Here is a 22,979-nt window from a genome sequence, read left to right as displayed (position 1 = left end):
GGATCGCCGCGCTGCGACGCGACCACGCCGCGATCCTCGACGGGATGGAGCTGACCTCCACGGACGACGAGCACGACCCCGAGGGGCAGACCACCGCGGTGGACCGCTCCCGTACCGAGGCGCTTCTGGCGAGCGCCGAGCAGCATCTCGTCGATCTCGACGCCGCGGAGCAGCGGCTCGAGGAGGGGACCTACGGCCGCTGCGAGGTGTGCGGCCGGGAGATCCCGCGCGCCCGGCTCGAGGTGCGGCCCACGGCGCGGACCTGCGTGGACCACGCCGCCTGACCGTAGGCTTCGCCGTATGAACGCCTCGACCCCGCCTCCGGCCGACGGCTCGATCGTCGTCGTCGGCTCCGTGAACGTCGACCTCCTCGCGCAGGTGCAGCGCCATCCCGCGCCCGGGGAGACCCTCCACGGCACGGGCGGGCAGATGCTGCCCGGCGGGAAGGGCGCGAACCAGGCCGTCGCGGCCGCGCGGCTCGGCGCGCGCGTCACGATGGTGGGCGCCGTCGGGACCGATGCGCAGGCCGAGGTGGCGCTGTCCGCGCTGCGCGAGGCCGGGGTGGACCTCACCCATCTCGCCGAGATCGAGGGGCCGACGGGCCTCGCGATCGTCACGGTCGCGGAGGACGGCGAGAACTCCATCGTCGTCATCGCGGGCGCGAACGACGCAATGGATGCCGGGCGGGTGCGCGCGGCGCGCGAGGCGATCGCCGCGGCGCGCATCGTGGTGTGCCAGGGCGAGATCCCGCGGGACGGCATCGAGGCGCTGCCCGCCCTGGTCACGGGACGTTTCCTGCACAATCCGGCACCTGTGATGGAGCTGGATCCGGCGGTGCTGCGTGCGTCGGACCCGCTGGTCGTGAACCAGCACGAGGCCGGGCTCGTCCTCGCCCAGCTCGCCGGCGAGGCCCCCGACGCTCCTGACACGCCCGCGCCGACGGATCCGGATGCGGTGGTCCGCGCCCTGCAGGCGCAGGCGATCGCCTCCGTGGTCCTCACCCTCGGCGCGGACGGCGCCCGGGTCGCGGACGCGGACGGCATTCAACCCATCCCGCCCGCACCCGTCGACGCGGTCGACACCACCGGCGCAGGCGACGCCTTCATCGGCGCGCTCGCCCTGGGCCTCGCGCGCGGCGACGACCTCGCCACGGCGGCCCGACTCGCCTCGCGCGTCGGCGCGTACGCGGCGACCGGCGAGGGCGCCCAGCCGAGCTATCCCTCCGCGGACGACACCCTCCCTGCGCTCCAGGAGACGTGAACCACCCACGCTCGGATCACGAATGTACAGGTCAGCGCAGCCCTCGCCGGACTGTCGCGGACGCCGCCTCCCCGCACCGGACCCAGGAGTATCCTGCGGCGGGACGTGACCCCACGAGGCCGCGTCCCCGCGCCGAGCGGTCCCGCTCGGCGGTCCCCGCACGATTGGATCCCCTCATGAGCAACCCCCGCGTCACCCCCCAGCAGGCCTGGGATGCCCTCGCCGAGGGGAACGAGCGATTCATGGCGGGGACGCTGAACCACCCCCAGCAGAGCGCGGCCCGGCGCAGCGAGCTGAGCACCTTCCAGGCGCCGAACGCGGCGTTCCTGGGGTGCTCCGATTCGCGCGTCGCGGCGGAGATCCTCTTCGACTGCGGCCTGGGGGATCTCTTCGTGGTGCGCAACATCGGCCAGATCGCCAACGAGAACACGGTCGCGACGATGGAGTTCGCGGTCTCGGCGCTGGGCGTGTCCGTGATCGTGGTGCTCGCCCACGGCTCCTGCGGTGCGGTGAAGGCCGCGATCGACCAGACCACCGCCGATCCGAGCCCCGTCACGCCGGCGATCCGCAAGGAGCTGGAGGAGATCCGCCCCGCCGTGCAGCAGGAGTGGTTCGCGACCCAGCAGGTCAGCCCGTACGTCGACACGGACCTCATCGAGGCCGACGCCGTGGGCCGCCGCCACCTCGCCGAGACCGTCAACGCGCTCATGCGCCAGTCCACCGTCATCTCCGACGCGGTCGCCGCGGGTGAGCTCGGGATCGTCGGCTGCCAGTACCAGCTCGAGGAGGGGCGCGTCGCCCCGATCTCCTGGGTGGGGAAGCTCGACGTCACGCGCTGAGCGGGCGGACCCCACCGCCAGACAGTACATCGCCCGCTGAACTATCGAGGCATGCATGAGACCGTCACCCTGAGCCATACCGCGTCGCTGGCCCGGCTGGGCCACGCGCTCTCCGATGCGACGCGGGCGCGCGCCCTGCTCGCGCTGCGGGAGGCCCCCGGGCTCCCCTCGGATCTCGCCGACGCCCTCGGCGTCTCCCGGCAGACGATGTCGAACCATCTCGCCTGCCTGCGCGGCTGCGGGCTGGTCGAGGGAGTGCGGGAGGGGCGACACACCTGGTACCGGCTCGCCGACCCGCAGGTGGCCGACGCCCTCTCGGGCCTCGTGGAGCTCGCGCTCGTGGTCGACCCCGACTGCTGCACCGGCGCGGAGTGCCGCTGCGCATGAGCACGTCGCACACCGCACTCACGCCTGCCCGTCGGCGCATCCTACAGCGCCGGATCCGCTGGGTGGTCGCCGCGACCATCACCTACAACGTCATCGAAGCAGTGATCGCGCTGGCCGCAGGGCGTGCGGCGTCCTCCTCCGCGCTGATCGGCTTCGGTCTGGACTCGATCGTGGAGGTGCTCTCCGCCGCGGCGGTGGCCTGGCAGTTCGCCGGGCCCGACCCGCAGCGGCGCGAGCGGATCGCCCTGCCGGTGATCGCCGTGGCCTTCTTCGCCCTCGCCCTCGTCGTCACGATCGATGCGCTGCGCTCCCTGCTCGGCACCGGCGCGGCGGAGCATTCTTCCGTGGGCATCACCCTGGCGGCCGTGAGCGTGGTGCTGATGCCCGCCTTCTCCCTGTTCGAGCGGCGCACCGGCCGCGAGCTCGGCTCCGCGAGCGCGGTCGCCGACTCGAAGCAGACGCTGATCTGCGCGTACCTCTCCGCCGCGGTGCTGATGGGGCTGGTGGCCAACAGCCTGCTGGGCTGGTCCTGGGCAGATCCGGTCGCCGCCCTGATCATCGCCGTCTTCGCCGTGCGCGAGGGAGTGGAGGCCTGGCGCGGGGAGGCGTGCGCGCAGCCGGTCTCCGCGCTCGTGCAGGAAGACAGCGGGAAGGAGGGCGGTGGGTGCTGCTGAGCAGGCGTACCCGCCCGCATGCCGCGGCCTGCCGGCCCCGTGCCCCCGGCCTCACGCCTCCACGCCGGCGTCGACAACGTCATGACCAACTACACCTAACCCCAGCTGTCACCCAACCGTGCACCAGTCCCACTTCGGCCGACGACCAGGAGTAGACCTCCAGGCCGTCAGCCGAATAGTGGCACTCAGTGGTTGCTGAACGACTCCGGGCGCGGGGCGGGATTCCTTACCTGCTTGGAACTACCCTTCCGCAAGAGGTGCCGCACGATCATAAAAACCGCCACTCCAACCAGTGCAGTCACGATTACAATCGTCGCGATGATCGGAAGTGTTTCTGCAACCCCCGGGGTGAACAGCCGGGGAGCTTCGGCAATCAGTTTGTCCATGCGCTGGACCCCCTAACGAATAGCTGAATATATCCGGTCGTGGTGGCACCAAGTCCGCCCACCTGAACGCGCATCTCTGCCTTGGCCGGCCCGTTCAGGTCCGCCGTCTTCTTGACGATGCCGGTCTTCTCGATGTTACAACCGAACCCGGCGCAGCCCCAGTTGTAAGCCTTGGAAATGTAGCTGTTGCCGCCGTTGACGAGAGTATAGTTCGCGTTGAACTGTCCCACGTAGAGAATAGTGCTGACCTTCACCTTGCAGTCGCTCATACTGGAGCCTCCACTGAACGTGCTAGTGGTGCAGCCAGTGATTCCCCTGGTAGTAATGCCGTCTACTGATTCGGCCCCTGTCTCGAGGTCAGATTTGGTGCGAGATCCATCCTCATAGACGTAGATGGTGCTTTCGAAGCCTGGCTGGTCGACGGGGATGGTGTCGATCGGCTCTGCAGCGACATTGAAGGAGTCGAGCAATTCGCCTCGCTCGAGCTTCTGGACAAGCTGTTGCTGTGTGGCATCGGCGATACCAAGCGAGTCCATGTTCTGCTCGATCTCGGCTCGCTCCTCTGCGGTGAGCGCGCTTGTTCCCCCCTCGGCGTTGGCGGGGGCGGCAAGCGATACCGCCGACAGTGTGGCGACGGCGAGAGCTGCGAAGAGGCGGCGGGGCTTCGTGATCATCGGTGATCCTCCGGCTGGTTGGCTGAGCGGCGCGGGCTTCTCCGACCGCGTGATCCACGTTACCTGGGGAGCGACTGGGAAGTGCCAGTTCACGGTTACTGGCAGTTGAGTCCCGCATAGTGGTGTAGCGCGGTGGCCTCGTCGTGAACGTCCCGGACGTGAACGCGGTCACCGTGTGATCCTTCGAGTTCACCTACCAAAGCTCTCTCGAACGGAGTCATCACGACGACCGCTCCTCATATTGTCGACCCTCATGGCCTGCTCAGCCACGCTCTGTCCGAAGCATCACCGGATCTGATGCGTGACCTGCTTCAGAACACCATCAACGTGCTGCTTTCCGCGGACGCCGACCTCGTCGCCGGCGCCGAGTACGGCCAGGCCAGCCAGTCCCGGACCGCCCAGCGCAACGGCTACCGCCACCGCGAGCTCGACACCCGCGTCGGCACGATCGACGTGGCCGTGCCCAAGCTCCGCACGGGCAGCTACTTCCCCCACTGGCTGCTCGAACGACGAAAGCGAGCCGAGGCCGCGCTGATCACCGTGGTCGCGGACTGCTATCTCGCCGGCGTCTCGACCCGCCGCATGGATAAGCTCGTCAAGACCCTCGGCATCGACGGGCTCTCCCGCTCCCAGGTCTCCCGCATGGCTGGCGAGCTCGACGAACAGGTCAAGACCTTCCGCCACCGCCCGCTCGGCGAGGCCGGTCCCTTCACGTTCGTCGCCGCGGACGCTCTGACGATGAAGGTCCGCGAGGGCGGGCGCGTGATCAATGCTGTCGTGCTGGTCGCAACCGGGGTGAACAACGACGGGCACCGCGAGGTGCTCGGTATGCAGGTTGCGACCAGCGAGACCGCCGCAGCGTGGAACACGTTCTTCGCCGACCTCGTCGCTCGCGGCCTGACCGGGGTGCGCCTGGTGACCTCTGACGCCCACCGGGGACTGGTCGAGGCAATCGCGGCGAACCTGCCCGGCACCGCCTGGCAGCGATGCCGCACCCACTACGCGGCGAACCTGATGAGCGTCTGCCCCAAGGCGGCCTGGCCCGCGGTGAAGGCCGGTCTGCACGCGGTCTTCGACCAGCCCGACGCGGCGTCCGTGAACGATCAGTTCGACCGGCTGCTGGAACAGACCAGCGAGCGTCTGCCCGAGGTCGCCGACCACCTCGCCGCCGTACGGGAGGACCTGCTGGCGTTCACCGCGTTTCCCAAGGAGATCTGGCGACAGATCTGGTCGAACAACCCCTAGGAGCGCCTCAACCGCGAGATCCGACGACGCACCGACGCCGTCTCGATCTTCCCCCATCGCGACGCGATCATCCGCCTCGTCGGCGCGGTCCTGGCCGAGCAGACCGATGAATGGCTCGAGGGTCGTCGCTACCTCGGCCTCGACGTCCTCCGCCGCTCCCAGCTCCACCTCATCGCCACCGAGACCACCGTCCAGGAGGTGACTACCCCAGACCACACGACCCCCGCCCTGACCGCCTGAACCACCCACACCGAAGGATCCGACCGCTACACCACTTCCCGGGACTTGACCCGACCTTGACGAGGAGTGGCCTGCGGGGATGCGTGTCATCGTCCGTCGCGAGCGTCCTCATCCCGGGGCGCAGCTGCGGTTCGACGACGTCGAGGGATACCGTTTGACCGCGTTTGCGACCAACACGACGCAGGGTCAGCTGGCGGACCTCGAAGTCCGTCACCGTCGGCGTGCTCGCTGCGAGGGCCGGATTCGGGCTGCGAAGGACATGGGCCTGCGGAACCTGCCTCTGACATCGTTCGCGCAGAACCGGATCTGGTGCCAGATCGTGGGCCTGGCCAGCGAGATCACTGCCTGGATGGGGCTGCTCGGCTACACCGACCAGCCCGCCCGGCGGTGGGAGCCAAAGCGCGTGCGCCACCGCCTGTTCCAGATCCCCGCGAGCATCGCACGGCATGCCCGTCAGCAGGTCCTCCACGTCTCGGACCGTTCGCGCTGGGCCGAGATCGTCCTGGCAGGCCACGCCCGCCACGTCCAACTCCCCGCCCCCGCTGGATAGCCACATGATCTCGCCGCTGACAGCACTCCCCGAGGACCACAGGCACTGGACGCCCGACCACCGCGACCGACACGCGGCGGACCGTCACACCCCGATGCCAGAATCAGCTGCGAACATCGGCGACGACGCCGACCGAGCTGACCGGCCTACCCCGTGAAAGATCGAGGTTAGAGTCCACTCATCATCGAGGACCTCGACGCCTATCCCCAGCCATCCCGCGCCACCGGCGCGCCCACACTCAGCTCTGAAGATCCAGATAACTAAACTGTAACGGTTCCTGTGAACGGGCAGGACCCACACTGCGCCGCTGTAGCCTTCGGAGGGAAAAGCCTTGGAGGCGACTTTTACCACATCAACCTAGGGGGACCCATGTTCACGGTCAAAGACCGGATCCCGCGACTCCTGGCGATCGGGCTGATCACCTTTGGGCTCATCGGTGTAGTCCAGGCCACCAACGCTACGCCCAGCTCTGCAGCAAATTGCGTTTCGATGAATAGTGTCGATACGCGTGAAGCCCGAACGAAGCCGTTGGTAGCGATTGCCTTGACGTCAACGTAAATCGCGTTTATTTCCCCGCACTCACACCGTATGTGACTAGCTGGGGACAGTATCAATCGAACGGCGTTTGGCACAACTCGATCATGGGCTCCAAGAAGCACACTTGGGGATTTTCTCAAAGCCAATGGGTAGCCATCAAGAATCTTGCCTCCGGATCGAAGTTCCGCATCAACTCGGACGTCAATACGCGGTTTGACCTTCGTGTGTGAATGCTTTCATACGGCAATCGCGTTCGATCGCACCGTCGGAGGTTCGAAGCATGCAGTGGCGGAATTCGGTCTGGCCTGCGGTGGTTCTTACAGCGCTCACACTGTCAGCGTGTGGAAGCCCTGATCCCGGAAACAGGGAGCTGGACGCACGTATAGTTAATGCGGTCGTCACCTCGCCGGGCGAAGGCGCCTACAAAGATCCGGTCTGGCTCCGCAATCAGCTCAGGGCGACACTCATGCCCGACATCGAAGACTGCTTAGAAGATGCGGGGCGCGCAGATGCGGTCGCCAGAGCAAGCGACTACGTCGCATACCATGAGGAAATGAACGAGTTCGCCTTCCCTGATCCGGATCGATACCGGAACGGCGGAGTGAGGCCCGCAGGTACATTGAACGGGATTCCTGACGCCGAACTTTCGGCGAACGACGCAACACTCCAGTGCTATTTCGATGCGACGCGGGGCCAGCAGAACCAAGCGGTCTCGTTTTTCGATTCTCTTCACTCGGAATGGACTTCGAAAGTGGAGTTGACGGCCGATCCGTCGCGTTTGCCGTCGGAGTTTGCAGAATTCGAGACATGCCTGTTCAAGGAGACAGGGTTTCCCGGTGGACAGACTGATGCAGGGACTTCGGTGACGATCTACGAGTTCCTGTATTGGTGGCCTGATCAGCACGGAGGCGAGGCGGCTATGACCGAGGAAGAGAACCTCCGAGGCGGACGGATCTTCGCTGACTGTCTTACGCCTCTTACGGAAGCTCAAGCAGAGATCGTCGCTGATGATCGTGCCGAGTACATCGAGCAGCACCACGACGATCTCGTCGTCATTGCAGATGCCATCCAAGGCTGATCGGCCCGAGCAGGCGGAACGGGGCGTCTTCACCCCGCGCCGCTCCGTCGTCGTCCTCGCGGTGGTCCTCACCGTCGGCATCATGCTCGGCCTCGGCCTCGGATACGTGGTACTCCGATCGCAGATGGCCACCCCGGAGCAGCGCGCGGCAGCAGCGTCACCGCTGGAGCCGCTCACAGTGACCGCTCCTGTGTTGCGAGAGGAGAGGCAGCAGACGGTCACCCTCACCGGCGCCGTGGAGAACTCAGACACCATCGCTGTCCGTCCTGCGCTCCCGCAGGATGGTTCGGCGTCGGTGTTGGTGAAGTCGAACATGAAACGCGGAGAAAACGTCGATCCGGGGATGTTCCTTGCCGAAATTTCGGGATATCCTGTCTTCGCCATATCCGGGGCTTTCCCGTTCTACCGGGATCTCACTCTCGGAGACACCGGCGAAGACGTCGCCCAGTTGCAGAAGGGTCTCGAGCAAGCTGGCTACTCTCCGGGAGAGCTTGATGGGGAACTCCGGTCCTCCACCCAGCGAGCGCTTGAGCACCTGTTGCGCGATGCCGGGTATCCCCCGGATCTTCTCTACGACGGAAGCGCCGACGAAGGGAGGGAATCCTCGGCGTCAGGAGGTGATTCCGCCCCGCTGCTGGTCCCGCGGAGCCTCTTCGTGGTGATGACAGATCTTCCGGTGTCCATAGTCGACGTGGGCGTTTCCGTGGGCGATCCGCTGGACGAGACCTCTACGCTTATGAGCGTCACCAACGGTCCACTCGTCGTCACTGCGTCGATCTCTACGGTCCAGGCTGCGAACGTCACCGAGGGACAGTCCGTCACCTTCACGGTGCAGGACCAGGATGGTGAACTCACCGGCACGGTGAGCGGCGTAGAGAGCGACCCAGACAACCCCGATCTTTCGTCGATCTTCATCACCCCCGACACCGCCCTTCCGGCCGACGCCGTGGGCCGTGACGCCCGAGCCGAGGTCGTGACCGCTTCCACCGATGGCGCCGTCCTCGTCGTGCCGATCGGCGCGGTGCGCAGCGACTCCTCCGGTTCTGACTATGTGCTTCTCGCCCCGGAGCGCGCGAACGACGAGACGGCGCTGCCCGAACGTCACCCCGTCGTGGTCCGTGAGGTCATCGACGGTGCCGCAGTGCTCGATGAGGGCACCGCCCCTCCGGAGGGCGCAGAGGTGATCGTCGCGCAATCGGAACGCGGCACCTCGCCGGCCAGTGATGACGCGGGTGACGGGGATGGCTCGTGATCACCGCTGCGCCGGTGATAGCTCTCGACGGCGTACACCGCTCCTTCGCCGGACCACCGCAGGTAGACGCCCTGCGGGGTCTCGACCTCCGCGTGCACGCTGGTGAGAGTGTGGCTTTGATCGGCCCAAGCGGTGCAGGAAAGTCGACTGCACTGAATATGTTGGGCTTGCTCGACACCCCGACCCGTGGTCGTGTCCTGCTCGACGGCCAGGACATCAGCAACCTCGGGGACGACGAGCTCTCGCGACTCCGCGGCCAAGAGCTCGGATTCATCTTTCAATCGTTCCACCTGATCCCGTACCGCACCGTCCTGCAGAACGTGGCCCTCGGGCTTCGCTACACCACACGAACACGTGCGATCACCACACACCGCGTCCGCGACGCCGTGAGCGCAGTCGGACTCGACGCCCGGCGCAATGCACGCTGCAGTGACCTCTCCGGCGGCGAAGCGCAGCGAGTGGCGATTGCTCGCGCCGTGGTGCACCGACCCCGACTGCTGCTCGCCGATGAACCAACCGGAAATCTCGACAGCGCCCGCGGCGCTCAGATCCTGGATCTCCTGGACTCGTTGCGCACTGACGAGTCCTCGCGCATCACCGTCACCCACGATCCTGCTGTCGCCGAACGTGCCGATCGCGTCATCGAGATCATCGACGGTCAGAGTGTTTCGGATGACATGCAATGATCCGAACCCGGGAACTGCACGCCTCTCCCCGACCTTCCGTCGCCGAAGCTGTTTCCGCCGTACGTGGCGACCCGGCCCGAAGCGCCGTCGCCGTCATCGCCCTCGCCCTTGCCGTCACCCTCGTCATCACGGTGAACTCACTCGTCAGCACCGTGCGATTCCAGGTCTCTGACAACTTCGACGCCTATGCCGCGTCAACTGTGCACGCCACGACGCAGCCCGACACCAGCGGCGCAGACCAGTCCCTCACCCCGGAGCACGTCGCACGCGCGGCGTCCCTCACGGGAGTGCGGAGAGCCGCCCGATACATCGATGCTTCTTCGGCAGGCATCTCCGTGGCCACCTCGAGCGTGCGCGAGTCCGCACTCGGGCACCGGGTCCCGGTGTTCGCCTCCGATGCGGGCTTCCTCGACACCGTCGATGCTCGTGTCAGCGGTCGTTCCTTGACCGGGGTGGATCCGGCGCTGCCTGTGGCGGTGATCGGTCGAAGCCTTGCTGACGAGATCGATCTGCGTCCGGAGGAGTTCGGCAGTCGCTCCCTGTTCCTCGATGGCGACGCCGTGACGATCATCGGCGTGATCGAGTCCAGTCCACGAATGGAGGCGCTGACCGTGGGAGTCCTCGTCCCCACGGACGCCCCGCTCCGGTCACTCGCTGCAATGCCGCCGAGTTCCCTCGTCGTTGCTGCCGACGATGGCGCAGCCTCGGCCGTCGCAGACGCTCTTCCGATGGTCCTGGATCCTTACCACCCCGAGCTGCTCCAGGTCACCGCCGTCGGTACGGGCTCCGGATTGCGGGGCGACGTCGACTCTCTGATCATCCGACTCGGGCTCGGGGCAAGCGCATTGGCTGCCCTCGTCGGCGCCATCGTCGTGGCCGCCCAGGCGATGGGAGGTGTCGCCTCTCGGATCGGCGAGATCGGGTTGCGTCGGTCTCTCGGTGCACGCCGCTCGCAGATCGGAGTCCAGTTCATCGCCGAAAGCGGCGTCGTCGGGCTCGCTGGAGGGCTGCTGGGCCTCGTCCTCGCTACCATCACGGTTCTTGCAGTCTGCGCTGCTCAGGGCTGGGTCCCGGTCATAGATCTACGACTCCTCCTCTCCGCACCTCTGGCTGCGGTGCTCATCGGAGTGATCGCCGGAACGGTCCCCGCGCTTCGCGCCAGTCGCATTGATCCCGCCCAAGCACTTCGACGGTGACGACGATTCCTCTCGGGGCCGACCACACCTGGTGTCGGACCGCGGCCTGATCCAGTCCGCCGCGAGCACGGCCCGTCGCCACCCGCGGGCGGAGCTGAGCAGCGCGATCTCCTCGGCCCGGTGCAGGTCCGCCACGGTGAGCTCTCGCTCCACGAGCGTCCCGTCCTCGCGCGCGAGGCGTCGCCCCACCCCGTCCAGGCAGCCGTCGGCCAGCGGCGGCGTGCACCAGGTGCCGTCCAGGCGCAGAGCCAGGGACGCGATGGTGGTCTCCACCAGCCGCCCGTGGACGCCGCGGAGGATCACGTCGTCGGCCTGCGGGTGGCGGGCGCGCGCCGCGACGAAGTGGTCGCGCACGGTGGTCTTGTGCGCGCTGAGCTCGGTGGGGATGTCGGTGAGCTGGTCGTCGACGGCGAGGAGCACCGGCTCCGGCGCGGCGGTGAGCGGGCGCGGCTCCGCGGCGCAGCTGCCGTCCCGGCGCAGTCGCAGCCGCACCAGCTGGGCACCGTCCAGGGAGGCGAGCCGTGCCAGCGCCGCGGTGAGCGACTCCTCGTCCACCGCGATCCGGAAGTGCGCGGCCGAGGCCCGCAGCCGGCGCAGGTGGTGCTCGAGGTGCCGGGCGTGCCCCTCATGCACGGCGATCGTCTCCAGCAGCGCGAAGGGCTCGCGCTCCCCCACCGGCAGCACGGCGGCCTTCGCGAGGAGCTCGTCGTACTCGCCGTCGGCCGTGGACCCCCAGGTGATGCCGCCTCCGGCGCCGTAGACGGCGGTGCCGTCGGCCCGATCCTGCACCACGGTGCGGATCGCGACGGAGAAGCGCGCCCGGGGCCTGTCACCGGGGGCCACCACACCGATCGCGCCGCAGTACACGCCGCGCGGGGAGTCCTCGAGGCGGGTGATCAGCTCCATCGTGGACAGCTTCGGGGCGCCGGTGATGGACCCGCACGGGAACATCGCCGCGAGCACGTCCACCAGCCCGGTGCCGGGCCGGGTGCGGGCGCGCAGGCGCGAGACCAGCTGGAGCACTGTCGGGTACTCCTCCACACCGAGCAGCTCGGTGACCTGGACGCTGCCTGGCTCGCTGATGCGGGCGAGGTCGTTGCGCAGCAGGTCCACGATCATGACGTTCTCGGCGCGGTCCTTCTCCCCGCCCACCAGCGCCTCCCGGGCGGCGCGGTCGCGGGCGGGGTCGCCGGTGCGCACGGCGGTGCCCTTCATGGGGGCGGTGGTGACCTCTTCGCCGTCCCAGGTCAGGAAGGTCTCGGGGCTCGCGCTGACGATCACGGCGTCGCCCAGGTCGAGGTAGGCGTGGTGGGCGCCGCGCTGGCGGCGGGCGAGGTCCCCGTACAGCCCGTACGGATCGCCGGTGAGCTGCGAGCGCAGGCGGGTGGTGAGGTTCGTCTGGTAGGTGTCCCCCTTGGCGATCGCGCCGCGGACGGCGGCGATGCGGTCGGCGTGCTCGGCGCGGGACCAGTCGGGGCGCCAGGGCTCGAGCGCGTAGCCGCCGGCGGGGGTGAGCGGGGCGGGGTGCGGGTCGGGGCCGTCGGCGATCCCTGCCCACACCAGCGGCACGCTCCCGTCGCCGGGGTGCGTCTGCGCCTGCGGGTCGAGCCCGGCGGCGGCCTCGTAGGCGAGCATCACCACCGCCCAGGAGCCCGCGGCGACGGCCTGCTCGATCTCGGCGAGCGCCGGGCGCACCTCCTCGGGCCGCTCGGCGCGGATCTCGCGCGTGAAGCGCTCGAACTGCAGCACCTCGCCGGTGACGAGGTCGTCGAGCCGGGCGCGTGGCACCGCGAGGGAACTGGAGGTCACCGCAGCATGATGCCCGATACGCTCCGGTCATGGATGTCATCGCCGCTCGCACCGCCCACATCGACGCGACCGCGGGGATCGCCGGGGACATGCTGCTGGCGGCCCTTATCGATGCCGGGGCGGATCTCGCCGGCGTGCAGGCCGTGCTCGACGCGCTGGTGCCGGGCTCCGTGCGCTTCGTGCGCGACGACGTGGACCGCGGCGGGCAGCGGGCGGTGAAGGTCGACGTGGAGGTGCTGGTGGAGGACCCGCCGCACCGCACCTGGGCTTCGATCCGGGCGATGCTCGAGGACGCGCGGGGCCGGGACGACGTCCCCGGGCGCACCCTCGACCTGGCGCTGGCGGTGTTCGGCCGTCTCGCCGACGCGGAGGGCGCGACCCACGGGGTCCCGGCCGACGAGGTCCACTTCCACGAGGTGGGGGCGCTGGACTCGCTGGCCGACGTGATCGGGGCGTGCGAGGCGTGGCGGCAGCTCGGGATCGAGACCGCGACCGGCAGCGTGCTCGCCGTCGGCTCCGGCCGGATCCGCGCCGCGCACGGCGACATCCCCGTGCCGGTCCCGGCGGTGACGCGGCTCGCGCTCGGCTGGCCGACGGTCGCCGGCGAGCTCCTCCCGCCCCGCGGTCATGGGCACGCGCACGGCCACGGCCACGGACACAGCCACGGGCACTCCCACAGCCACACCCACGCACATGGCGAGGAGCACGGCGAGGAGCACGACCACCCCCACGACCACAGCCACCCCCACGACCACCCGCACTCCCCCGTCCCCGACTCCGACGCGACCCTGCCCGCCCACGCCCAGGGCGGCCCGCACGAGCACGGCGGCCGGCGCGTGCCGGACGGGGTCGCCCCCGGCATCGGCGAGCTCGCCACCCCCACCGGCGTCGCGCTGCTGCGCGGCCTCGCCACGACCGCCGGCCCCCAGCCGATGCTGGTCGCCGACGCGCTCGGCGTCGGCGCGGGGACCAAGGACACCCTCGGCCGCCCGAACGTGGTGCGCGTGCTCGTCGGCCGCGCGTGGGGCGCGACCCCGTCGGCCGACGCCCCGCACCCCGCCGACGCCCACCAGACCCCCACCGCCGCCGTCCAGCTCGAGGCCAACGTCGACGACCTCGACCCGCGCCTGTGGCCGCGGGTCGTGGACGAGCTGCTCGAGAACGGGGCGCTGGACGCCTGGCTGGTCCCGATCTCGATGAAGCATGGCCGCCCGGCCGTGACCATCCACGCGCTCGTGCGCGAGGGCGAGGAGCAGGCCGCCTCGGACCTGCTCATGGACCGCACCGGCACCCTCGGCGTGCGCCGCCACCGCGTCGAGCGCACGATCCGCACCCGCGAGTTCACCCATGTCGAGGTGCGCGGGCAGCGGATCGCGGTGAAGATCGCCCGCGACGGGGACGGCGCCGTGGTGCGCCGCGAGCCCGAGTTCCGCGACGTCGCCGCGGCCGCGCGGGTGCTCGGCGTCAGCGAGCGGGCGATGCTCGATCTCGCACGGGAATCCGCATCCGGCCTCGCGGACGGGCGGGCCTGACCGATACTGGGGACGGACCACCGACGCTCCACGAGGAGGACCCCATGGCCACCCTGTCCGACGCGATCAACGTCGCCATCGCCCAGGCCCGCAAGGCGGAGCACGGCCGCCACGCCGAGCTGCTGATCCACGACGGGCCGCTGCGCCAGACGGTCCTCGCCCTGAAGCAGGGAGTGCGCCTGGCCGAGCACAACTCCCCGCCCGCCGCCTCGATCCAGATGATCCGCGGCCGCGTGAAGGTCACCGGCGAGGAGCCGGTGGTGCTCGAGACCGGCGAGGTCGCCGCCCTCACCCATCACCGCCACAGCGTCGAGGCGCTCGACGACTCGGTGTTCCTGCTGACCACGGTCACCTCCGTCCCCGGCTCCGAGAGCCACGGCGGGCCGGGCACGAAGACCGGCGAGCTGCGCCGGCTCCGCGAGGAGGAGCTCAGCGCCGCCGAGCGGGAGCGCGTCGGCGGCGCCTGAGCCCGCTCAGCGGCTCACCCCACCTCACCGCCGCCCTGGCTCGCCAGGCGCAGCCAGGTGTCCACGACGGTGTCGGGGTTCAGGGACATCGAGGCGATGCCCTGGTCCAGCAGCCACTCGGCGAGGTCCGGGTGGTCGCTCGGGCCCTGACCGCAGATGCCGACGTACTTCCCGGCGGCGCGGCACGCCTCGATGGCGCGGGAGAGCATGAACAGCACCGCCGGGTCGCGCTCGTCGAAGGCCTCGGCGACCAGGGCGGAGTCGCGGTCCAGACCCAGGGTCAGCTGGGTCATGTCGTTCGAGCCGATCGAAAAGCCGTCGAAGTGCTCGAGGAACAGCTCGGGCGTCGCAGCGTTCGAGGGGATCTCGCACATCATGATCACCTCGAGCCCGTCCTTCCCGCGCACCAGCCCATGGGTGGCGAGCAGGTCGATGACGCCCTTGCCCTCGGCGGGGGTGCGCACGAAGGGGATCATGAGCTTCACGTTCGTCAGCCCCATGTCCTCGCGCACGTAGCGCAGGGCCTCGCACTCCATGGCGAAGCACTCGGCGAAGTCCTCGGACAGGTACCGCGAGGCGCCGCGGTAGCCGATCATCGGGTTCTCCTCGTGCGGCTCGAACAGCGGACCGGCCAGCAGGTTCGCGTACTCGTTGGACTTGAAGTCGCTCATCCGCACGATCACGGGCTCGGGGTGGAAGGCCGCGGCGATCGTGGCGACGCCCTCGGCGACGCGCTGGACGAAGTACTGCCGCGGGCTCTCGTAGGCGGCGATCCTCTCCTTCACCTGCGCGGCCACCTGGGGCTCGTCCTTCTCCAGGCGGTCCAGCTCGAGCAGGGCGCGGGGGTGGATGCCGATCTGGCGGTTCACGATGAACTCCAGGCGTGCGAGGCCCACGCCGGCGTTGGGCAGGCGGGAGAAGGCGAAGGCCTGCTCCGGGTTGCCCACGTTCATCATGATCTTGGTGCGCAGCGGCGGCATGGAGTCCACCTCGGAGGAGGAGACCGTGAAGTCCAGCAGGCCGTCGTAGACGTAGCCGGTGTCGCCCTCGGCGGCGGAGACGGTGACCTCGTCCCCGTCGGCGAGCGCGGAGGTCGCCCCGCCGGTGCCGACCACGGCCGGGATCCCCAGCTCGCGGGCGATGATCGCGGCGTGGCAGGTGCGGCCGCCGCGGTTGGTGACGATGGCGCTGGCGCGCTTCATGATCGGCTCCCAGTCGGGGTCGGTCATGTCCGCGACGAGCACCTCGCCGGGCTGGAACTCGTGCATGCGGTCGATGGAGTCCAGCACCCGCACGGGGCCGGCGCCGATCTTCGCGCCGATCGCGCGGCCCTCCACGCGCACGGGGCCGCGCGCGGACAGGAGGTACTTCTCCACAGTGCCGCCGGCGCGGGACTGCACGGTCTCGGGCCGGGCCTGGAGGATGTACAGCTGGCCGTCGGCGCCGTCGAGGCCCCACTCGATGTCCATCGGGCGCCCGTAGTGCTCCTCGATGATCAGCGCCTGCTTCGCCAGGTCCGTGACCTGCTGGTCCGTGAGGGACAGGCGGGTGCGCTCGGCCGCATCGACGTCCACGAAGGCCGTGGTGCGGCCCACGGCGGAGTCGGTCGTGTAGACCATCTTGGTGGCCTTCTCGCCGACCTGGCGCTTGAGGATCGCGGGGCGACCCTCGCGCAGTCCGGGCTTGTGGACGTAGAACTCGTCGGGGTTGACGGCGCCCTGGACCACGCCCTCGCCGAGCCCGTAAGCGGAGGTGATGAACACGGCGTCCTCGAAGCCGGACTCGGTGTCGACGGTGAACATGACGCCGGAGGAGCCGATGTCGGAGCGGACCATCTTCTGCACGCCTGCGCTGAGCGCCACGGCAGCGTGGTCGAAGGAGTGGTGGACGCGGTAGGCGATCGCCCGGTCGTTGTACAGGGACGCGAAGACCTCGCGGATCGCCAGGAGCACGTCGTCGATGCCGCGCACGTTCAGGAAGGTCTCCTGCTGGCCGGCGAAGGACGCATCGGGCAGGTCCTCGGCGGTGGCGGAGGAGCGCACCGCGAAGGATGCCTCGTCGCCGCTGCCGGCGGCGAGCTTCTCGTAGGCCTCGCGGATGCCCTCCTCGAGCGTGGCGGGGAAGGGCTGGTCGATGACGAGGCCGCGGATCTCGCGCCCCGCCTCGGCGAGCGCGAGGGTGTCGTCGGTGTCGAGGTCCTTCAGCCGTTCCTCGATCCGCTCGGCGAGACCCGTCGCCCCGAGGAACTCGCGATACGCGTCGGCGGTGGTGGCGAAGCCGTCGGGCACCTGCACCCCGAGCCGGGAGAGGTTCGAGACCATCTCGCCGAGGGAGGCGTTCTTGCCTCCGACCTGCTCGAGGTCTGCCATGGCGAGCTCGGAGAACCATCGGATGCTCTGCGTCATTGCTGCTCCTTCGGGGGGTGGGGGTGAGGCGGTGGCGGCTCAGCGGGCGGTGGTGCCGCGCCGGGCGAGGGTCTGGAGGATGAGGGTGGACATCTCCTCGACGGACTTGTTCGAGGAATCGACGAAGGGGATCCTGTGCACGTCGTAGACGCGGCGGGCCCGGGACAGCTCCCAGCGCGTCTGCTCGACGGAGGCGTACCGGGAGTCGGGGCGGCGCTCGGAGCGCACGGCGGAGAGGCGCTGCGGGGAGGTGAGCAGGCCGAAGCAGCGGTCCGCCGCCTCGGCGATGGTGCGGGGCAGCACCTCGCCCTGGAGGTCCTCGTCCACCAGCGGATAGTTCGCCACGAAGATGCCGTGCATGAGCGCGAGATACATCGAGGTGGGGGTCTTGCCGCAGCGCGAGGGGGCGATGAGGATGACGTCGGCCTTCTCGATCGCGCGCACGGACTGGCCGTCGTCGTGCTCGATCGCGAACTCGACGGCCTGCATGCGGCGGTTGTAGCGGCGGGAGTCGCCCACGCCGTGCAGGCGGGCGGGGGCGTGGTCGCCGGTGACGCCGAGGCGGGCCTCGAGCTGGGCGAGGTGGTTGCTGACGAAGTCGATGACCGGCGCCTTCGTGGTCAGCAGCTCCTGGCGGACGGCGTCATCGACGACGGTGAGGAACACCAGCGGCGCGACGGGGCCGTCCATCGCGGCGTCGAGATCGTCGCGCACCTCGCGCGCCTCCTCGACGCTGCGCACGAAGGGGATCAGGCGGCGTTCGAAGGGGACCGAGGGGAACTGGAGCAGCAGGGCGTTGCCCATGGTCTCGGCGCTGATGCCGGTGGAGTCGGAGATGAAGTAGACCGGCACTGCGCCGTGGGCGCCGCTCGCGGCGGGGGCGGCCGACGGGCCCGGACGGTCCGGGGCGCGGGCGCGATCGGGCAGCGGCGGCGGTATCGGTAGCGATGCGTTCATTCGGCGCCCCTTGCTCGAAGCCCGGCCGGGACCGGGTGCACGTCGACGTGCTGGCCACACCGTAACCGGAGCATGCGCCGCGCGTCCTGCAGGTTCGTGACAGTGGCGCGGCTCACCCCGCCTTTGCGCGAGATCGCCGGGGTGTGCGCTCACCCGTGCGCGTTCGCGCAGAGCGCGGCCGACGGGGCGTCTCAGCCCTCGGTCTCGGCCTCGCTCTCCTCGTCGGATTCCTCCTTCGGGGCGGCCTCCGCCCGCACGGGCCAGCGCTGCACGACCGCGTCCCTCAGCGGCTGCTCGCGCTGGTGGAGCCAGACGCCGACGACGGCGGTGAGCAGCAGGACGACGAAGGCCGCGAGCGCCAGCCACGCACCCAGCGGCGCCGCGGCCCGCAGCGCGGGCCCGGCGGCGGCGTAGGTCTGCCAATCGGGCTGATCGGCGATAGCGTCGACGAACCACAGAGCGGCACCGAGCCCGACCGCGGTCCCGACGAGAACCTGCACCACGCGCAGCGAGGGCGGGGTCGAGGGTTCCAGCTCCGCCACGGGGCTCGCGTGCTCAGGGAGCGGCGCCCCGGGGTCGGCGAGCACGGCGCGGAACCTGCGCGTCGCGGCCCGGTGGATCACCACGTCGCAGGCCACGGCCCCCGCGAACGCGAGCAGTGCCAGCAGCGCGCAGACGGCCATGATCACTGCCAGCAGATCCACGACCTGCTCCGCGGCCTCGGTGAGCTCGGCCCGCTCCCCCACCTGCCCGCCGGGACCCCTCTCCGCGTCCGGGTAGGCGATGACGAAGATCAGCTGCAGGGCGATGAGCCCTACGCCCGCCGCGGGGCCGAGAATCGCGAACAGCGCCTGTTCGAGCCGCTTCGCCGTGGGGGCGGGGTGCCGCTCGGGCGGCAGCCCCGCCCGCCGCGCCTCGACCTCTGCGCGGGTGAGGACGTGCCCTGCGGCGATGATCCGGTGCTGCTCGGTCCAGTGCTCCTCGGCCCTCCGGAACCGCGTCTCCTGCCACCCGCCCATCACGCGTCCGGTCAGGGGGATCCCGCCGGCGACGAGCGCGAGCGCGAGACCGCCGCCGAGGACGATCCCGTCCGCGCCGTCACCCGAAGAGATCCCCGCCGCCACCCAGAGCAGGTAGAAGAATCCGCCGACGACCAGCACGGCGATCGCCACGTACTTGTACGGAGACCCAGTGGGCTCCTGCCCCCACCTCCACTGCTCCGGGTGCGGCACCTCCTGCGGTGGCGTCCTCTCCGCGGCGCGGTCAAGCGCCCATGCATGTGCCGGCCCGTGGAGAGATCCGGCGAAGGCCATGAGCAGTCCTCCGACCGCGCCGAGCACCAGTGCGGCACCCGCGGACGCGCGCGCCACCAGGTCCATCGTGGTCCCCACCTCGGTGCCCGCGAGGACCTCCTCACCGGCGAATCCCCCGATGAGGGCCATGACGAACAGCAGGACCAGGCCACCGAGCCCGAACAGCAGCGCCCCGGCGAGCTCCAGGGGCAGCGCCGCGAGCAGCCCCAGCCGCAGGTACCGCCACCGGGACTCCGCGATACGACTGCCCAGCTCACTCATGTCTCATCCCTCTCCCTCGTCGTCGGCGTCGTCGTTCGGTCCAACTTCCGCCCGCACGGGCCAGCGCTGCACGAGCACGTCCCGCAGCGGCTGCTTACGCTGGTGGAGCCACGTGCCGACGACGGCGGAGAGCGTCAGCAGGGCAAGGGCACCGAGTGCGCTCCACCCGCCGAGCGGACCCGCGGCCCGCAGCGCCGAGCCGGCGACGGAGTAGGTCCTCCAGTCGGGATCATCGGCGACGGCACCGACGAACCACAGTGCGGCGCCGAATCCGACCGCCGCCCCCGCGAGGGCCTGCAGCAGGCGCAGCGACGGCGGGGACGTCGGCGCCAGCTGCGCCACGAGCCTCCGATGCGGCGGCAACGTCGCCTCCGGGTCGGCGAGCACGGCGCGGAACCTGCGCGTCGCCACCCGGTGGATCACCACGTCGCAGGCCACGGTCCCCAGGTAGGCGAGCAGCCCGATCAGTGCGCAGACGGAGAAGATCAGGATCAGCAGATCGACGAGCTGCTCTCCGGTGTCGCTGAGGTCGGCCCGGTCCCCCGGCCGTCCGCCGGGCCAAGGCTCCCGGTCCGGGAAGACGAGGGCGAGGGCCGCCTGCAGAGCGGTCAGCCCCACGGCGGCAGCGGTGCCGAGGATCGCGAACAGCGCCCGCCCGAGCCATCGCACGCCGGGAGCGGGGTGCTCCTCGGGCGGCAGTCCCTTCCGCCGCGCCCCGAACTCGGCCCGGGTGATCACGTGCCCCGCGGCGATGATGCGGTGCGGCTCGGTCCAATGCGCGCGCACGACCTCGAAATGCCGCCTCTGCCACCGACCCATCACACCCCTCGTGAGGGGGATGCCCCCGGCGAGCAGCGCCATCCCTCCTCCGATGCCGGCGAGGATGGCCCAGGAGCCGTCGGTCCCGTCCATCACGCCCCACACCGCCGCCGCGAGGCCGATGCTCGCGACGAAGAGCACGATGACGGCGACGAGCAGGTATCCCGCCCCGCTGGGTTCGCGCGCCGCCTCCCACTGGACGGGGTAGGGGACGGCCGACGGAGGCGTGGACCCCGCGGCGCGGGAGAGCCCCCGGGCACTGAGCGGTCCGTGGAACGCGCGAGCGAGACCCCACGCCAGCAGCCCTGCCGCACCGAGGCTCAGCAGGGCACCGAGCACGCCGCGGCCCACGAGGTCGAGCGTGGTGCCCACCTCCGTGCCGGCGAGCAGCTCCTCGCCGAGAAACCCCGCCACCATCGCCGTGCCGGCGAGTCCCAGAAGGCCGAACAGCGCGAAGCGCAGTGCGGACGCGATCTGATGCGGCAGCGCCGCGGCCGGCCCGAGCGGCAGGTACCGCCAGCGGGAGTCCGCGATCCCGCCGCCGCTCTCAGCCATGGCTCAGCACTCCGACGAGGAAGTCGTCGGCCGCGGGGCGCAGGTCCCAGGTGGAGAAGCGCTGGGTGAGCCCCAGCTCGGCCGCGGCGGCGTCGGCCTCGAAGTCCGCGAGCGCGTATCCGCGGTCCAGGCCGAAGCCGACCACGAGGCGTCCGTCCTCCGCGAGGTGCGCGGCGAGCGCCGCGAGCGCGGGCCGACGCTCGGAGGCGGCGAGGAAGGTGAGGACGTTCCCGGCGCACACCGCGAGATCGAACTCCAGCCGCTCCCCGTCCTCGCCCCACAGGTCGAGCGCAGCGAGGTTCCCGGCCTCCCAGCGGGAGCCGGGGTGGTCGGCGCGGGCCACCTCGATCAGCTCCGCATCGAGGTCGACGCCGACGACCGCATGCCCCCGCGCCGCGAGATATCCGCCGACCCTCCCGGTGCCGCAGCCCGCATCCAGGATCCGCGACCCGCGTGCGGCCATGGCGTCCAGCAGCCGCGCCTCGCCGTGGATGTCCTGCCCCGACGCCTCGATGCGGCGCCAGCGCGCGGCGTAGCCGCGGGCGTGCTCGGGGTTCCGGCGCACGGCGGCGCTCCAGAGGTTCTCGGCGGGTCCGGAGGCGCGATCGGAGGAAGGGTCGGTACGGCTCATGGACCCTATGGTGCCCCGTCGGCCGCCGCGACCTCGCGCTCCTCCTCGACCCGAGCCGTCGGGCGCGGCGCGACCGCAGGGGCGAGCACCGCCGCGACGAGCACCACGGCGAGCGGCACGATCAGCGCGCCGCGCAGCCCGATCTGCTCGCCGAGCAGCCCGAGCACGGGCGGGCCGACGAGGAAGGCGAGGTAGCCGACCGTGGAGGTCAGCGCCATGCGGGCCGCAGGATCCGGGCCGGAGTCCCCGGCGGCGGAGAGGGCGAGGGGGAAGCCGAGGGAGGCGCCGAGGCCCCACAGCACCACGGCGGCGAGCGCCACGCCCGCGTGGTCAACGTAGGCGACGAGCCCGAGGCCGAGCGCGGCGAACAGGGCGCTGACCGTCAGCACCCGGGAGCGGCCCACGCGCTCCACGATCGGTCCGCCCACGAAGCGGCCCACGGTCATCGAGGCGGCGAACAGGGCGAACACCGCGGAGCCGAGCGTCGCGTCGAGGCCGTGGCCGTCGACCATGATCAGCGGCAGCCAGTCGTTGGCGGTGCCCTCGGCGAGCGCCATGGCCAGCACGATCGGGCCGAGGAGCAGCAGGCGCGCGTCCTTCCACAGCGCGGGACGCGGGGACTCCGCCCGGCCGGCGCGCTCGGCGGCGGTGACCTTCCCGGTGCCGGAGGGGATCGCAGGCAGGGCATAGGCGAGTAGTCCCGCCCCGACCACGGCGGCGAGCACGAGGTGCGCGACCACCGGGAAGCCGGCGGCATTGGCGAGGATGCCGAGCAGCGCGCCGAGCACGGTGCCGAAGCTGAAGAAGCCGTGCATGGCCAGGAGGAAGGGCCGCCCGCCGAGCTTCTCGACCTCACCGCCCTCCACGTTCATCGCGACCTCGCCGGCGCCCATGCCGCCGCCGAACAGCGCCAGCCCGAACGCGGTGAGGACGGGCTGCCCGAGCGCCGCGCCGAGCGCGATCACCGGCATCGACACGACCACGAGGGACGAGCCGATCGTGATCACGGGCCGGGTCCCGAGCCGCAGGACCAGCGGTCCCGAGGAGAGGATCCCGAGCATCGACCCGACGGACAGTCCGGCCAGCACCATGCCCATCTCCGCGGTGGAGGCGTCCAGCAGGTCCCGCACCGCCGGGGTGCGGGTGACCCACGAGGACATCGCGAGCCCCGGCATGAGGAACAGCGCGAAGAGCGCGAGGCGGCGCCTGCGAAGCGACACGGGCAC

The 22,979-nt window shown here is 70.5% G+C and carries 19 protein-coding genes and 2 pseudogenes; 13 read left to right on the top strand and 8 right to left on the bottom strand.

Features of this window, described 5'->3' with window-relative positions; all coding sequences use genetic code 11:
• Positions 1-44 precede the first annotated feature (44 nt).
• The 5 genes from HNR70_RS14395 (at position 45) to HNR70_RS14375 (ending at position 3,160) form a co-directional block, all read left to right on the top strand.
• On the top strand, positions 45-284 hold the full coding sequence (locus HNR70_RS14395) for a TraR/DksA family transcriptional regulator (protein WP_312857685.1): 240 nt from the start codon (positions 45-47) through the stop codon (positions 282-284).
• A gap of 16 nt (positions 285-300) precedes the next feature.
• The gene (locus HNR70_RS14390) at positions 301-1,260 is read left to right on the top strand and encodes a ribokinase (protein WP_184326258.1); all 960 of its coding nucleotides are present in this window, start codon (positions 301-303) and stop codon (positions 1,258-1,260) included.
• A 176-nt stretch (positions 1,261-1,436) separates the two neighbouring features.
• Entirely contained in the window at positions 1,437-2,099 is a 663-nt protein-coding gene (locus HNR70_RS14385; protein WP_115414309.1) for a carbonic anhydrase, read from the top strand.
• A 51-nt stretch (positions 2,100-2,150) separates the two neighbouring features.
• Entirely contained in the window at positions 2,151-2,486 is a 336-nt protein-coding gene (locus HNR70_RS14380) for an ArsR/SmtB family transcription factor (RefSeq protein ID WP_115414310.1), read from the top strand.
• Entirely contained in the window at positions 2,483-3,160 is a 678-nt protein-coding gene (locus tag HNR70_RS14375; RefSeq protein ID WP_184326257.1) for a cation efflux transmembrane domain-containing protein, read from the top strand. Before HNR70_RS14380 ends, HNR70_RS14375 begins: the two co-directional genes overlap by 4 nt.
• Before the next feature lie 373 nt (positions 3,161-3,533).
• On the opposite strand, the gene HNR70_RS14370 is transcribed toward HNR70_RS14375, so the two are convergent.
• Positions 3,534-4,220: a DUF4148 domain-containing protein gene (locus HNR70_RS14370; protein ID WP_184326256.1), complete on the bottom strand. Its 687-nt coding sequence runs from the start codon at positions 4,218-4,220 to the stop codon at positions 3,534-3,536.
• 219 nt (positions 4,221-4,439) lie between these two features.
• On the opposite strand from HNR70_RS14370, the pseudogene HNR70_RS14365 reads away from it, so the two are divergent.
• The 6 genes and pseudogenes from HNR70_RS14365 to HNR70_RS14340 all read left to right on the top strand — a co-directional run bounded on the left by HNR70_RS14365 (position 4,440) and on the right by HNR70_RS14340 (position 11,004).
• Positions 4,440-5,705: pseudogene (locus tag HNR70_RS14365) on the top strand (IS256 family transposase).
• Positions 5,706-5,772: 67 nt separating this feature from the next.
• A pseudogene (locus tag HNR70_RS14360) lies at positions 5,773-6,255 on the top strand (transposase); the annotation flags it as partial.
• 1,090 nt (positions 6,256-7,345) lie between these two features.
• Positions 7,346-7,870, top strand: coding sequence for a hypothetical protein (locus tag HNR70_RS14355; RefSeq protein WP_184326255.1), 525 nt, complete (start codon positions 7,346-7,348; stop codon positions 7,868-7,870).
• Positions 7,800-9,122, top strand: a complete 1,323-nt coding sequence (locus HNR70_RS14350; protein ID WP_184326254.1) for a peptidoglycan-binding protein — start codon at positions 7,800-7,802, stop codon at positions 9,120-9,122. Before HNR70_RS14355 ends, HNR70_RS14350 begins: the two co-directional genes overlap by 71 nt.
• Positions 9,119-9,808: an ABC transporter ATP-binding protein gene (locus HNR70_RS14345; RefSeq protein WP_184326253.1), complete on the top strand. Its 690-nt coding sequence runs from the start codon at positions 9,119-9,121 to the stop codon at positions 9,806-9,808. The genes HNR70_RS14350 and HNR70_RS14345 overlap by 4 nt, the downstream gene beginning before the upstream one ends.
• Positions 9,805-11,004 carry an ABC transporter permease gene (locus HNR70_RS14340; RefSeq protein WP_184326252.1) on the top strand — a complete coding sequence of 400 codons (1,200 nt, stop codon included), beginning with the start codon at positions 9,805-9,807 and terminating at the stop codon, positions 11,002-11,004. The genes HNR70_RS14345 and HNR70_RS14340 overlap by 4 nt, the downstream gene beginning before the upstream one ends.
• Here HNR70_RS14340 and pabB read toward each other — a convergent pair.
• On the bottom strand, positions 10,891-12,813 hold the full coding sequence (pabB, locus tag HNR70_RS14335; RefSeq protein ID WP_184326251.1) for an aminodeoxychorismate synthase component I: 1,923 nt from the start codon (positions 12,811-12,813) through the stop codon (positions 10,891-10,893). The two genes, HNR70_RS14340 and pabB, sit on opposite strands and share 114 nt — an antisense overlap.
• Positions 12,814-12,842: 29 nt before the next feature.
• Between pabB and larC the strand changes: the two genes are divergently transcribed.
• Both larC and HNR70_RS14325 read left to right on the top strand, forming a co-directional pair.
• The gene (larC, locus tag HNR70_RS14330; RefSeq protein ID WP_184326250.1) at positions 12,843-14,345 is read left to right on the top strand and encodes a nickel pincer cofactor biosynthesis protein LarC; all 1,503 of its coding nucleotides are present in this window, start codon (positions 12,843-12,845) and stop codon (positions 14,343-14,345) included.
• A gap of 44 nt (positions 14,346-14,389) precedes the next feature.
• On the top strand, positions 14,390-14,812 hold the full coding sequence (locus HNR70_RS14325) for a cupin domain-containing protein (protein ID WP_184326249.1): 423 nt from the start codon (positions 14,390-14,392) through the stop codon (positions 14,810-14,812).
• A 14-nt stretch (positions 14,813-14,826) separates the two neighbouring features.
• On the opposite strand, the gene ppsA is transcribed toward HNR70_RS14325, so the two are convergent.
• The 6 genes from ppsA to HNR70_RS14295 all read right to left on the bottom strand — a co-directional run bounded on the left by ppsA (position 14,827) and on the right by HNR70_RS14295 (position 22,973).
• Complete coding sequence (ppsA, locus tag HNR70_RS14320; RefSeq protein ID WP_184326248.1) at positions 14,827-17,217, bottom strand: phosphoenolpyruvate synthase; 2,391 nt, start codon at positions 17,215-17,217, stop codon at positions 14,827-14,829.
• Between the two features lie 39 nt (positions 17,218-17,256).
• On the bottom strand, positions 17,257-18,174 hold the full coding sequence (locus tag HNR70_RS14315) for a pyruvate, water dikinase regulatory protein (RefSeq protein ID WP_184326247.1): 918 nt from the start codon (positions 18,172-18,174) through the stop codon (positions 17,257-17,259).
• Positions 18,175-18,365: 191 nt separating this feature from the next.
• Positions 18,366-19,748 carry a hypothetical protein gene (locus HNR70_RS14310; protein WP_184326246.1) on the bottom strand — a complete coding sequence of 461 codons (1,383 nt, stop codon included), beginning with the start codon at positions 19,746-19,748 and terminating at the stop codon, positions 18,366-18,368.
• 3 nt (positions 19,749-19,751) lie between these two features.
• On the bottom strand, positions 19,752-21,122 hold the full coding sequence (locus HNR70_RS14305; RefSeq protein ID WP_184326245.1) for a hypothetical protein: 1,371 nt from the start codon (positions 21,120-21,122) through the stop codon (positions 19,752-19,754).
• Positions 21,115-21,753 carry a class I SAM-dependent methyltransferase gene (locus HNR70_RS14300; protein WP_184326244.1) on the bottom strand — a complete coding sequence of 213 codons (639 nt, stop codon included), beginning with the start codon at positions 21,751-21,753 and terminating at the stop codon, positions 21,115-21,117. The genes HNR70_RS14305 and HNR70_RS14300 overlap by 8 nt, the downstream gene beginning before the upstream one ends.
• Before the next feature lie 5 nt (positions 21,754-21,758).
• Positions 21,759-22,973, bottom strand: coding sequence for an MFS transporter (locus HNR70_RS14295; protein ID WP_312857684.1), 1,215 nt, complete (start codon positions 22,971-22,973; stop codon positions 21,759-21,761).
• Positions 22,974-22,979 lie beyond the last annotated feature (6 nt).

Origin of the sequence: Brachybacterium aquaticum, from assembly GCF_014204755.1 — a bacterium.
Classification (GTDB): domain Bacteria; phylum Actinomycetota; class Actinomycetes; order Actinomycetales; family Dermabacteraceae; genus Brachybacterium; species Brachybacterium aquaticum.
Note: the sequence above shows the minus strand (reverse complement) of the source record. Positions and strands in the feature narration are given on the sequence as shown.

What these genes read in the sequence shown, in the direction of transcription:
- HNR70_RS14385 (WP_115414309.1), top strand. Translation starts at nt 1,437, where the DNA reads ATGAGCAACCCCCGCGTCACCCCCCAGCAGGCCTGGGATGCCCTCGCC.
- HNR70_RS14325 (WP_184326249.1), top strand. Translation starts at nt 14,390, where the DNA reads ATGGCCACCCTGTCCGACGCGATCAACGTCGCCATCGCCCAGGCCCGC.
- HNR70_RS14370 (WP_184326256.1), bottom strand. Translation starts at nt 4,220, where the DNA reads ATGATCACGAAGCCCCGCCGCCTCTTCGCAGCTCTCGCCGTCGCCACA.
- HNR70_RS14340 (WP_184326252.1), top strand. Translation starts at nt 9,805, where the DNA reads ATGATCCGAACCCGGGAACTGCACGCCTCTCCCCGACCTTCCGTCGCC.
- larC (WP_184326250.1), top strand. Translation starts at nt 12,843, where the DNA reads ATGGATGTCATCGCCGCTCGCACCGCCCACATCGACGCGACCGCGGGG.
- HNR70_RS14390 (WP_184326258.1), top strand. Translation starts at nt 301, where the DNA reads ATGAACGCCTCGACCCCGCCTCCGGCCGACGGCTCGATCGTCGTCGTC.
- HNR70_RS14350 (WP_184326254.1), top strand. Translation starts at nt 7,800, where the DNA reads ATGATCGTGCCGAGTACATCGAGCAGCACCACGACGATCTCGTCGTCA.
- HNR70_RS14375 (WP_184326257.1), top strand. Translation starts at nt 2,483, where the DNA reads ATGAGCACGTCGCACACCGCACTCACGCCTGCCCGTCGGCGCATCCTA.
- HNR70_RS14380 (WP_115414310.1), top strand. Translation starts at nt 2,151, where the DNA reads ATGCATGAGACCGTCACCCTGAGCCATACCGCGTCGCTGGCCCGGCTG.
- HNR70_RS14355 (WP_184326255.1), top strand. Translation starts at nt 7,346, where the DNA reads ATGAACGAGTTCGCCTTCCCTGATCCGGATCGATACCGGAACGGCGGA.
- HNR70_RS14395 (WP_312857685.1), top strand. Translation starts at nt 45, where the DNA reads ATGGAGCTGACCTCCACGGACGACGAGCACGACCCCGAGGGGCAGACC.
- HNR70_RS14300 (WP_184326244.1), bottom strand. Translation starts at nt 21,753, where the DNA reads ATGAGCCGTACCGACCCTTCCTCCGATCGCGCCTCCGGACCCGCCGAG.
- ppsA (WP_184326248.1), bottom strand. Translation starts at nt 17,217, where the DNA reads ATGACGCAGAGCATCCGATGGTTCTCCGAGCTCGCCATGGCAGACCTC.
- HNR70_RS14315 (WP_184326247.1), bottom strand. Translation starts at nt 18,174, where the DNA reads ATGAACGCATCGCTACCGATACCGCCGCCGCTGCCCGATCGCGCCCGC.
- HNR70_RS14305 (WP_184326245.1), bottom strand. Translation starts at nt 21,122, where the DNA reads ATGGCTGAGAGCGGCGGCGGGATCGCGGACTCCCGCTGGCGGTACCTG.
- HNR70_RS14310 (WP_184326246.1), bottom strand. Translation starts at nt 19,748, where the DNA reads ATGAGTGAGCTGGGCAGTCGTATCGCGGAGTCCCGGTGGCGGTACCTG.